Raw genomic sequence first — 10,571 nt, 5'->3', positions numbered from 1 at the left:
ACGGGCAGAAAGATGGGGGTGTTGCCCCCATGTCCTCGCGAGGCGTCGCCGGAAGTATGGGGCGCGGCGGACCGGTGGTGCCGGCGCCGGACCGAGGAGGTGCGATGGCGGAGATTCATGCGGGCGGCGGACGGCTGGGCGTCCCTTCCGCGTCACGTCCGGCCGCGGCAGCGGGTTCCTGTGCCGATGCGGTCGGCCTGCTGGAAGCCGAGCGGCCGGTGGCGGACGGGGCCTTCTGGGCCGACGGTTTGTGGTGGCGGCCGGCGCTGACCGGTGACGCAGTGCCCGAACGTGCTCCGGACTGGGCGGTGTTCGTCCAGGACGCGATGTGCGCCGCGCCCGAGCAGGCGGTGATCGGCGACCGGGAGGGCCTGCCGGGGCTGAGTGGATTCGAAGGTGTCCTCGCCCCGTTCACCGCCTGCGCGGCGCGGCGGATGCAGGACGGTCTGCCGCGGCGGCTGAGCCGGTACGTCGATCTGGACGCCGTACACGACGACTTCGAGCGCCACCTGTCCCGGCGGCTCGCGCGGCTCGCCGCCCGGACCCTGGTCCTGGAGCTGCACAGGGCGCGGCGGGACGGGCGGCTGGCCGGAGACGGTCCCGAGGATCGGTTCACCGACTTCCTGCGGCTGACCGGCGCCCGGTCGGGACTGACCGCGCTCTGCACCACGTACCCCGTGCTGGCCCGGATCCTGGCACGTACCGCGCTCGACGCCGCCGCCGCGCTGGCCGAGATGCTGGTCCGGTTCGCCGCGGACCGGGCGGTGCTGCCGGGCGTCCACGCGTCCCGGGGTGAGGAGGCCGGGGACGGCCGGCTGGTGGGGGTCGAGCCCGGTGCCGGGGACGGCCACCGGGGCGGACGGACCGTGATGCTGCTCCGGTTCGAGGACGGTTCCCGGCTGGTCTACAAGCCGCGCCCGCTCGCCGCGCACCGGCACTTCAACGAACTGGTCCAGTGGTTCAACACGCTGCCCGGCACCCCCGGACTCCGTACGCTCGCCCTGCTGGACCGGGGCCCGTACGGCTGGGTGGAGTTCGTCGCGGAACGGCCCTGCCGCTCGGCCCGTCAGGTCGAGACGTTCTACCGGCGCCAGGGCGCGCTGCTGGCCCTGCTGCACGCACTGGACGGCACCGACCTGCACCACGAGAACCTGATCGCGGACGGGGAGTACCCGGTACTCGTCGACGTCGAGACGCTGTTCCACCCGCCGCTGCCCACCGCGGGTTCGGACGATCCGGCGGCCCGCGCACTGCACGACTCGGTGCACCGGGTGGGGCTGCTGCCGCAGCTGCTCCTCGGGGACGAGACGGCGCTCGACATGTCCGGTATCGGCGGCGGACAGGCGGCCGACTCCCCGGTGCGCAGCGTCGACTGGGCCGACGCGGGGACCGACCGGATGCGGCTGGTGCGCCGGACGGCCCGGTTCGGCGGGTCGGCGAACCGGCCCCGGCTGACCGGAACGCCCGCCGACCCGTCCGCCTACACCCGCGCACTGTGCGCCGGATTCCGCGCCGGATACACCGCGATCAAGGAGGCCCGCGCCGAACTCCTTCGCAGCGGCGGGCTGTTGGACCGGTTCGCGCACGACGAGGTACGGGTGGTGGCGCGGCCCACCTGGATCTACGCATCGCTCCTGGACGAGTCCACGCACCCGGACCTGATGAAGGACGCCGCCGAACGGCACGAGGTGCTCGCACTGCTGGGCACCGACACCCTGGGAGCCGCCGCGCTGCCCGGCCTCCTGGACGAGGAGATCGCCCAGCTCTGGTCGGGCGACGTGCCCCTGTTCACCGCCCTACCCGAACGCACCGACCTGTGGAGCGGGACCGGCCGGCTGCTGCCCGGCACGCTCACCCGGACGGGGCTGTCCCTGGTCCGGTCGAAGCTGGCGGCCATGGACACGGTGGACCGTCAGGACCAGGAACGGATCATCCGCGCCGCGATGGTGACCGCCTCGCGCGAGCCCGCCCACGAGTCCCGCCCCGGCCCGCGCCGGGTCCGTACGGCCGCGACCGCACCGGAGCCGGAGCAACTGCTCGCGGCGGCCCGGTCGGTCGGGGACGAGCTGGTGTCCCAGGCCTACTCCGGGCCCACCCGGCTGAACTGGATCGGCCTGGAGCTGCTCGACGAGCACTACTGGCGGCTGGGACCGATGGCCGCCGACCTGGCGGGCGGCTACACGGGCACAGCGTTCTTCCTCGCCCAGCTCGCCGCGCTCACCGGGGCGGACCGGTACGCCACGGCTGCCCGGGAGGCGCTGGCGCCCCTCGCGGGGCTGCTGGACGTGCTGCACTCGCGCCCGGACGATCTGGGCCCGGTGGGCTCGGGTGCGTTCGCCGGGCTCGGCGGGATCGCGTACGCACTGGCCCAGGTCGCGGACACGCTGGACGACCCGCGTCTCGGTGAACTGGTGCTGCCCGCACTGCGGTTGACGGGTGCGGCAGCCGTCGCCGAGAGCGAGTACGGGGTGCGCGGGGGCAGGGCCGGCGGGCTGGTCGGGCTGCTCGCCGGGTACCGGACCACCGGACGGGCCGATGTGTGGCGCGCGGCGGAACGCTGCGCCGGGCTGCTGCGCGCGGCACCGCTGCCGGACGCACCGGGATTCGCCGACGGGTCCGCCGGGATCGGCTGGGCGCTGCTGCGCTTCGCCGAGGCGGGCGGCGGCGAGCCGTACCGTGCCTCGGGGCTCGCCGCGCTGCGGGCCGCGACCGGTGCCGTGGGCCGTGACATCTCCTGGTGCCGGGGCCGGACGGGCGTGGCGCTGGCCGTGCTGGACAGCCCGGCGGCGCGGGCCGACCCACTGCTGGCCGCCTGGGCGCGCGAGGCGGCGGCGGACATCGCACGGGCCGAACCGCCGCCGGACGACAGCCTGTGCCACGGCGAACTCGGCGTCCTCGAACTGCTGAGCCGCGGCGAACCGTCGAGTGCCCGCACCCGCTGGGTGGAGCGGGCCGGGGCGCTGCTCGCGGCGTCCGACCGGGCGAAGCCGCGCTGCGGAACACCCGGCCAGGTGCCGCATCCGGGGCTGCTGACCGGGCTCGCGGGGATCGGGCACGGGCTGCTGCGCGCCGGATTCCCCGACCGGGTGCCGTCGGTGCTGCTGCTCGCCGGACCCGCCGTGCCGGTCGCGCCCGGCTGAGCGGTCGCGGGACGGGAAGATGCCACGCCCGTACCGCTCACGCACCACCGCGTCGTACACGTCCCATCGCAACGCTCACGCAACGACAACCTCCCACGAGAAGAGGCAGACCATGCAGACCACCGAAGCTTCCGCCTTCCGCGCCAACGAGTTCGACAACGCGGCCGACGAGCACCCCGTCGGCAGGATCGCCCTGGGTGCGGGCGGCAGACTCGGATTGCGCAGCAGAATCCTCGGCGCCACGGACAGCAACACCGACTACACCACGGACCTGCCGTGGACCACCATGACCTGGAACTGAGACCGACCGGCACATGGGGGGCGGCCTGAGTCCGGTCGGTCTCAATTCCTTTTCGGATCAAGCGATTTGTCGTACTGCCCGGCGCGTAGCGATTCAAGTAGCCTGCGTCCATGCGTGCCACTTCGTCGGTGATTGTCGGGCGAGCCGCTGAGACCGGCCTGCTGAGCAACGCCCTGGACACCGCGTCGCGGCGTTCGGGGCGTGCGGTCTTCTTCGTCGGGGACGCGGGCATCGGCAAGTCCCGGCTGGCCGGTGAGTGCGCCTACCGGGCGTACGAGCGGGGCATGCCGGTGCTGCGCGGCAGGGCCACGTCGACCGGGCTCGTGGTGCCGTTCCGCCCGCTGATCGAGGCGCTGTCCTCGCGGTTCCGGGCGGCCGGCACGCCCACCGACCCGGAGCTGGACCCGTACCGTCCGGCGCTGGCCCGGCTGGTGCCCGAGTGGCGCCAGGGTTCCTCGCCCGGCTATCCGGAGACGGTGGTCGAGCTGGCGGAGGCGCTGCTGCGGCTGTTGTCGGTGCTCGGCAAGGAGCACGGCTGCGTGATCCTGCTGGAGGATCTGCACGACTCCGACACCGAGACGATCGCGGTGGTGGAGTACATCATCGACAACGTGGCGGAACTTCCGGTGCTGCTGCTGGGGACGCTGCGGCCGGAGCCCGGCGCCGCCCTCGACCTGGTGCGCTCCGCGGAACAGCGGCAGGTCGCCACGGTGCGCGAGCTGGCACCGCTGAGCGACGCCGATGTGCGGGAGATGACCGCCTCGTGCCTGGAGACCACGCCGGACGAAGTGCCGTCGGCCACGCACGAGCGGCTGACCGGCCGGGCCGGCGGCAACCCCTACCTGGTCGAGGTACTGCTCGCCGATCTGCTCGACTCCGGGCAGCTGCGGCGTACGGACGACCGGTGGGAGGCGTACGGGAACCCGGATGCGACGGTGCCGACCGGAGTGGTGCGCAGCTGGTCGCGGCGGCTGGACCGATTCGACTCGCCGGTACGTGAGTTGCTCCTGTGCGCGGCCACGCTGGGCAGTCAGTTCTCGGTCACCGTGCTCCAGACCGTCACCGGGTTCGACGACCGCACGCTCTTCAGTCATCTGCGCTCCGCCGTCGAGGCGAGCATCATCGCCCCCGACGGGGCGGACCCCGACCGCTACACCTTCCGGCACGCGCTGACCGCCGAGGCGCTGGTGGCCTCGCTGGCCCCGGCCGAGCGGGCCGCGATGGCCCGCAACGCGGCGCTCTCCCTGGAAGCGGTGGCTCACGAACTGAGTGACGAAAAGCTCCAGTTGATGGCCGGCTTGCAAATGGCCGGGGGTGACAGGCACGGCGCTGCCCGGCAGTTCGCCGCCGTCGGCCGGCGGATGCTCGCCGCGGGCGCGTCCGGTTCCGCCGTCATCCTGCTGGAGCGGGCCCGCTCACTGGCTGACGGGAGCGATCTGAGGGGCATCACCGAATCGCTCGCGGTCGCCCGCGCCGAGGCCGGTGAACTCGACTCGGCCCTGGCACTGACCGCCGAACTGCCCCCGGTGCCGTTGCGGTCCGAGGCCGCCGGACAGCGCGGCGAGGCCCATGTCCGGATCGCCTGGGCGGCCGTGATGGCGGAACGCGCGGACGAGGCGGCCGCGCAGATCGGGGCCGCGCGGAGCGTTCTCGGTACGACCACCCGTCCCGAGCAGGAGGCGGCGCTCGACGTGGTGGAGGGCCACCTGGCGCTGCTGCCCGGCCACGTCCGCAGCGGGCAGCGGGGGGCCACGCAGGACGCGGCGCGACGGGCCGCCGCCGTCGCGGAGGAGCGGAATCTTCCCGTGGTCGCTTGCCAGGCCTGGCAGTTGCTGGCACTGCTGTCCCGGGAGCGCGGCTTCGACGAGGCCGACGCCTGTCTGGAGCGGATGCTCGCCGTGTCCGAGCAGCACGCCCTGCCGGTGTGGCGGGTGGAGGCACTGGTCCGGCTCGGCGCCAATACGTTCATGCGGACCGGTGACCCGGCCCGGCTGGAGACGGCCCGGACCGCCGCCCAGTCGCTGGGCGCGCTGGTGCCGACCCAGACCGTGGACGGGCTGCTCGCCATGAACGCGGTGATGCGGGGCGAGTGGGACGGGGCGCACGAGATCATCGAGCGGTCGGTGGCCGCCAGCGCACGGGTCCGCAATCTGGGGGCGCACCGCTATCTGCTGCTGGCCTCGGCGACGCTCGCCGCGCACCGGGGCCGAAGACGGGATCTGGACCGGGCACTGGTCCGGTTCCGCCGGGCAGGCGGTGAGGAGTCCTTGCTCGTGCCACTGCGGCTCGGGCTCTGCCGTGCTTTCGCGGCACTGCTGGAGGAGGACACCGGGCGTGCGCTTGCCGACCTGGACGCCGCGCTGGCCTGGGAACGCGAACACCCCAGTTTCTTCTATCTGAGCGGGCGTTACGGTCTGCGCCCGCTGCTGCGCACCCTCGGCGGACAGGACGGCCGGGCGGAGCTCGCCGCGGTGCTGGAGAGCCCGGGCGCGGACCTGGCCTGGAACCAGTTGTTCCTGCGGCTGGCCGATGCCGTTCTCCGGGGCCGGGAGGGTGATACGGCCCGGGCGGCCCGTTCGGTCGAATCGGCTGTCGCCGACGCCGCCGCCTTCCCGCTCGCCCGCCATCTGGGACTGCGGCTGGTGGCCGGTGCGGCGCTCGCGGAGAAGTGGGGCGATCCGGTGAGCTGGCTGCGGGCGGCGGAGGAGTACTTCTACGGAGCGGGAATTCAGCCGGTCGCCGCCGCCTGCCGGGCCGCGTTGCGACAGGCGGGGGCCAGCGTCGGACAGCATCGCGGCGGCTGGGACCGCATCCCGGCCCCGCTGCGGACGAGCGGCGTGACGCCGCGCGAGTACGAGGTCTTCGTCCTGCTGGCGGAGCGGCCCGGGAACCAGCAGATCGCCCGGCGACTGTCCATCTCGCCGCGCACGGTGGAGAAGCACATGGCGAGTCTGCTGAACAAGACGGGCCGTTCGGACCGGGCGGCGCTCTGCGACTTCTCCGCCGAGTGCGCGGTCGAACGCGACTGAGAGCGTGTTGGGCGGCGGGGGCGCGGTGGAACGCGGCTGAGAGCCCGTTGGGCGGCGGGGCGCGGCGGCGGTTCGTCCGACGTCCGGCCTCGAGCCGTCTGTGTCCGGCACGTCGCCGCGCGTAGGGCACGGACGCGGTACGGGCCCTGGCGCCCAACATGCGGGCCCTGGCGCCCAACATGGGGGGGCGGAGCGGATTTGGTCGGGTCCCGGCACGGAACATGCGGGTTCGGTACCGATGTGGGGGCCGTCGTCCCTGGCGGACCATCCAGGGGTGCGACCGGCAGACCGCCACCCCGCCCCCCGGTTCTTCGGAGGCTCGTCCATGACCAGACCCCCCACCCGCACATCGCCGCCCGGCGCGCTGAGCCTCTCGCTCCTCGGCCCGCTCTCCGGAAGCGTGGACGGGCGGCCACTGCCGCTCGGGCCGCGCAAGCAGCGGCTGGTCCTGGCCATGCTGCTCAGCCGGCCCAACACACCGGTGCCGGTGGACGTCCTCACGGACGCGGTGTGGCCGGACGCACCGCCCCGTACGGCGCGCAAGAACCTTCAGGTGTACGTCAGTTCGACACGGACGCTGCTCGGCGCGTGGTGTCCGGGCGGGCCGGACGGCGGCGACCGGGAACGGCTGGTGCACTCCTGCGGCGGCTATCTGCTGCGAGTGGGCGAGGACGAGTTGGACACCCTGCGCTTCCGGTCGCTGGCCACGGCGGGACGGCGGGCCGCCGACGACGGTGATCCGCGCACCGCCGCCGGTCTGCTGCGCAGCGCGCTGGACCTGTGGCAGGGGCCGCCACTGCGTGATCTGCGCGATTCGCCGGAGGTGGCCGCCGAGGCGGAGCGGCTGGAGGCCCGGTGCCTGACCGTGCACGAGGACTGGGCCGAGACGGAGATCTCGCTGGGAGGGGCGTCGGCGGTGGTGGACGGGCTGCGGGACCTCGCCGAGCGGCATCCGCTGCGTGAGCGGATCCGGACGGCGTGGATGGACGCGCTGCACCGGACGGGTCGCCGGGCCGAGGCGCTGGCCGTGTACGACGACTACCGGCAGCTGCTGGCAAGGGAGTTGGGGCTGGAGCCGGGTGCGGCCATCGCTGCCCGGCACCGCGCGATGCTGACCGGCCGGGACGGCTCGGACCGCCCCCGGACGGCGGGGCCGGCGCCCCGCACACCCGCGCTGCGGGCGGTGCTGCCCGCAGGTGTCCCCGACTTCACCGGCCGGGGTGAGCAACTGCGGGAGCTGCTGGACGTGTTGGGCGGCGAGGGCGGCCGGGTGGTGGCGGTCACCGGAGCCGCGGGAACCGGGAAGTCGGCCCTGGCGGTGCGGGCGGCACGTCTGCTGGCGGACCGGTTCCCGGACGGCCGGATACACATCCGGGTCCGCGACGAGCGGGGGGCGGTGCGTCCCGCCTCGGAGGTGTTCGGCGAACTGGCCCGGCTGACCGGCGGTCCGCAGCCGGCGGGGCCGATGCCGGACGTGGAGCACTGGCGGCACTGGCTGGCCGGGCACCGCTCGCTGGTCGTGCTCGACGACGTACCGGACGAGGCGACGGTCCGGGGACTGCTGCCGGGCACCGGCCGCAGTTCGTTCGTACTGACCGCGCGGGGACAGCTGGCCGGGCTCGCGCCGGTGCACCGTATCGCGCTGCCACCGCTGGCCCCGGCGGAGGCGCTCGAACTGCTGGGCCGGCTGATCGGACCGGGGCGGGTGGGTCTGGACCGGGCCGCGGCCCTGCGGATCGCGGACGCGTGCGGGTTCCTTCCGCTGGCGGTACGAGTGAGCGGGATGCGGCTGGCGGTGCTGCGCCATCTGCCGCTGGCCGAGTACGCGCAGCGGCTGGCCGATCCGGCCCGGGCGCTGGACGAACTGGTGGCCGGTGACATCTCGGTGCGCGCCCGGCTGGCCTCCGGCTGGCAGGACCTGTCGTCCCCGAGCGGGCTGGCGCTGACCCGGCTGGCCTCCTCGGTCCGCGAGGGCCCGTTCACGCTGCCGGAAGCGATGGCGGCGTTGGGCTGCGGCGAGCGGCAGGCGCTGCGGACGGTGGAGTCGCTGATCGACGCGGGGGCGGTGACGTCCCCCAGTGGCGAGGTCACCGCTCACTGCGTGCTGTACGAACTGCCGCGTCTGACAGGGCTGTACGCCCGCGAACGGGCATCCGTCCCGGTACCGGCCGGGGGCTCCGGGGTCTCCGAGGTCCCTGAGGTCCCCGGACTCGCCGCCGGTGCGGCGCTGCAGCACGGCGTGGAGCATGTCGTCGGTGATGACCAGGGGTCGGCCGCCGTGCGGAGCCGTTCGAGCAGCCCGGCGACGGGTGCTGTCTGCGTGTAGCGCGACAGCTCGGGTTCCAGGTCGCTGAAGGGCACCCTGGCCGCCTCCACCCATCAGATCCAGGTCCTGACCTTGCGCAATGCCGAGCTGGAGGCACACAACGCCCGTCTCCTCGAACGGCTGCGGCAGTCCGGGGAGAACGTCGCAGTCCTGCCGGCCCCGGGCCGACACTCGTCCTGACCGGATGCATCACCTGCCGGTTCGCACCGCCTTCAGCGGCGTGACTAATGTGTCGCGCGAAAGGCATACGCACTCACTGCATAGATCCCTTGAGCGAGATGAGCGGGCCTTTGTCCTGGCAGAGCACACGGTCCGGGCGATTGGGTATGCGAGCAATCTGATGATGCGCGAGCTGGACGAGACGGCCGCCGGCGGCCCGATTGGGGCCCGCCTGGCTGCCTGGCGCCTTCGCCGGGGACTGACCCGCGATGACCTCGCCTCCCGCACTGGGCTGGAACTCGATTACGTTGCCGGGCTGGAGACGGGCGCCACCAGGACTCACTCCCGCTCACCACAACTCACTTCAGCGCAGCAAACCGGCAGCAGCTCGCAACCCCGAGATCAAGATCCGCTATCTGCATGTCAACGACCTCGCGGTCCTCGGCCCGGCCCCGCACTGGCCCTACGCTCTTCCTGAGAAGACCTTCACCCGCATGTTCGGCACCAACACCCCCGTCCTGATGGCCGTCCCCACCCGTCCCGGCACCGTCCGCGCACTGCTGGCCGCTCGTGGCGAGACGAGCCGTTTCCGCGTCGTCGGCTACCGGGAACCCGCACGCCCCACCACCCCGGAGGGCCTGCTGGAGCACTCTGGAATCTCGGCCGCCGCCCTCTCCGCCCAGGCCGCCCTCATGATCAAGGAGCACAGCGGATGACGAGCCTCGATACGGCATCCCCGCCCGGCCCGAAGGTCCTGAACGCCTTCGAGCGCGAAGGCTTCGTCGTTCTGCGCGACGTGATCGCGCCTAACTGGCGCGAACAGGCCGCAGCGGCGGCCATGCGGCTGCTCGCCAGCGACCGTGCACTCGGACGGGACCGCAGCGTTGACGGCAAGGACGGCTTCCGCGGCATCGTTGCCATGGACGACACCTTTCTGCCGCTGGTCACCAACCCGAGGGTGCTGCCCACCCTCGTCGCACTGCTGAGCGCGAACCTGCAGCTGATGTCCAGCAACCTGATCTACATGCCGTCCATCCCGCCCGGTGGCACGCGCACCATCCGCGTCCCCGAGCGGCACGGCTGGCACCGCGACATGAGCTCCACCAACCGCGACCTCGGCACCGAGGTTGTTCCACGACTGTCGATCAAGGTCGCCTACTTCCTCAGCGACCTCGCCCCCGACGCCGGCGTCACCATGCTCCTCCCCGGCAGCCACACCGACACCGGACCCGTCACCGTCCCGGCCGGGGCCATCGACCCGCCCGGCGCGATCACCCCTGACGTCGGCCCTTTCGATGCGCTGCTGTTCGAGAACCGCACCTGGCACGCGGGAGGCCTGAACACGTCCGGCCACCCCCGCCTGGCAGTGATGATGCAATACGGCTACCGCTGGCTCGCCCCCGTCGACGACCGCGCCCCCCACCTGCTGGACCGCGAGGACCTGACCGACATCGAGCGGCAGTTGCTCGGCCGACCGGACCGTCACCCCGACGGCTCCGTCGCGCACGAAGGCGCCGGAGCAGCGCCCTTGCGCACCTGGTGGCAGCACCTCAACCCCGACCCGGCTCGTTCTTCGGATGACACCGCACTCGGCCAACTGGACGCGAAAGACTGAA

At 73.3% G+C, this 10,571-nt stretch carries 7 protein-coding genes; all 7 read left to right on the top strand.

What is annotated here, in order from left to right; genetic code table 11:
* Positions 1–104: 104 nt before the first annotated feature.
* Positions 105–3,140, top strand: coding sequence for a type 2 lanthipeptide synthetase LanM family protein (locus ACH4EW_RS03120; RefSeq protein ID WP_398250500.1), 3,036 nt, complete (start codon positions 105–107; stop codon positions 3,138–3,140).
* Positions 3,141–3,252: 112 nt separating this feature from the next.
* Positions 3,253–3,441: a hypothetical protein gene (locus tag ACH4EW_RS03115; RefSeq protein WP_398250498.1), complete on the top strand. Its 189-nt coding sequence runs from the start codon at positions 3,253–3,255 to the stop codon at positions 3,439–3,441.
* A 110-nt stretch (positions 3,442–3,551) separates the two neighbouring features.
* Positions 3,552–6,470 (top strand): helix-turn-helix transcriptional regulator, encoded by a 2,919-nt coding sequence (locus ACH4EW_RS03110; protein ID WP_398250496.1) that lies wholly within the window; start codon positions 3,552–3,554, stop codon positions 6,468–6,470.
* Between the two features lie 325 nt (positions 6,471–6,795).
* Positions 6,796–8,796, top strand: a complete 2,001-nt coding sequence (locus ACH4EW_RS03105; protein WP_398250494.1) for a BTAD domain-containing putative transcriptional regulator — start codon at positions 6,796–6,798, stop codon at positions 8,794–8,796.
* Between the two features lie 79 nt (positions 8,797–8,875).
* A complete protein-coding gene (locus ACH4EW_RS03100) occupies positions 8,876–9,433 on the top strand; it encodes a helix-turn-helix domain-containing protein (protein WP_398250492.1) in 558 nt (185 codons plus the stop codon).
* Positions 9,357–9,671 carry a hypothetical protein gene (locus ACH4EW_RS03095; protein ID WP_398251254.1) on the top strand — a complete coding sequence of 105 codons (315 nt, stop codon included), beginning with the start codon at positions 9,357–9,359 and terminating at the stop codon, positions 9,669–9,671. The genes ACH4EW_RS03100 and ACH4EW_RS03095 overlap by 77 nt, the downstream gene beginning before the upstream one ends.
* On the top strand, positions 9,668–10,570 hold the full coding sequence (locus ACH4EW_RS03090; RefSeq protein WP_398250490.1) for a phytanoyl-CoA dioxygenase family protein: 903 nt from the start codon (positions 9,668–9,670) through the stop codon (positions 10,568–10,570). Before ACH4EW_RS03095 ends, ACH4EW_RS03090 begins: the two co-directional genes overlap by 4 nt.
* Position 10,571: the final 1 nt, after the last annotated feature.

The organism is Streptomyces sp. NPDC018000, from assembly GCF_044328025.1.
GTDB lineage: Bacteria > Actinomycetota > Actinomycetes > Streptomycetales > Streptomycetaceae > Streptomyces.
The sequence above is the reverse complement of the archived record's forward strand: the minus strand, read 5'-3'. Positions and strand labels throughout refer to the sequence as shown.

Excerpts from the sequence above, each read along its gene's own strand:
- ACH4EW_RS03120 (WP_398250500.1), top strand. The coding sequence starts at position 105 with ATGGCGGAGATTCATGCGGGCGGCGGACGGCTGGGCGTCCCTTCCGCG.
- ACH4EW_RS03115 (WP_398250498.1), top strand. The coding sequence starts at position 3,253 with ATGCAGACCACCGAAGCTTCCGCCTTCCGCGCCAACGAGTTCGACAAC.
- ACH4EW_RS03110 (WP_398250496.1), top strand. The coding sequence starts at position 3,552 with ATGCGTGCCACTTCGTCGGTGATTGTCGGGCGAGCCGCTGAGACCGGC.
- ACH4EW_RS03105 (WP_398250494.1), top strand. The coding sequence starts at position 6,796 with ATGACCAGACCCCCCACCCGCACATCGCCGCCCGGCGCGCTGAGCCTC.
- ACH4EW_RS03100 (WP_398250492.1), top strand. The coding sequence starts at position 8,876 with ATGCCGAGCTGGAGGCACACAACGCCCGTCTCCTCGAACGGCTGCGGC.
- ACH4EW_RS03090 (WP_398250490.1), top strand. The coding sequence starts at position 9,668 with ATGACGAGCCTCGATACGGCATCCCCGCCCGGCCCGAAGGTCCTGAAC.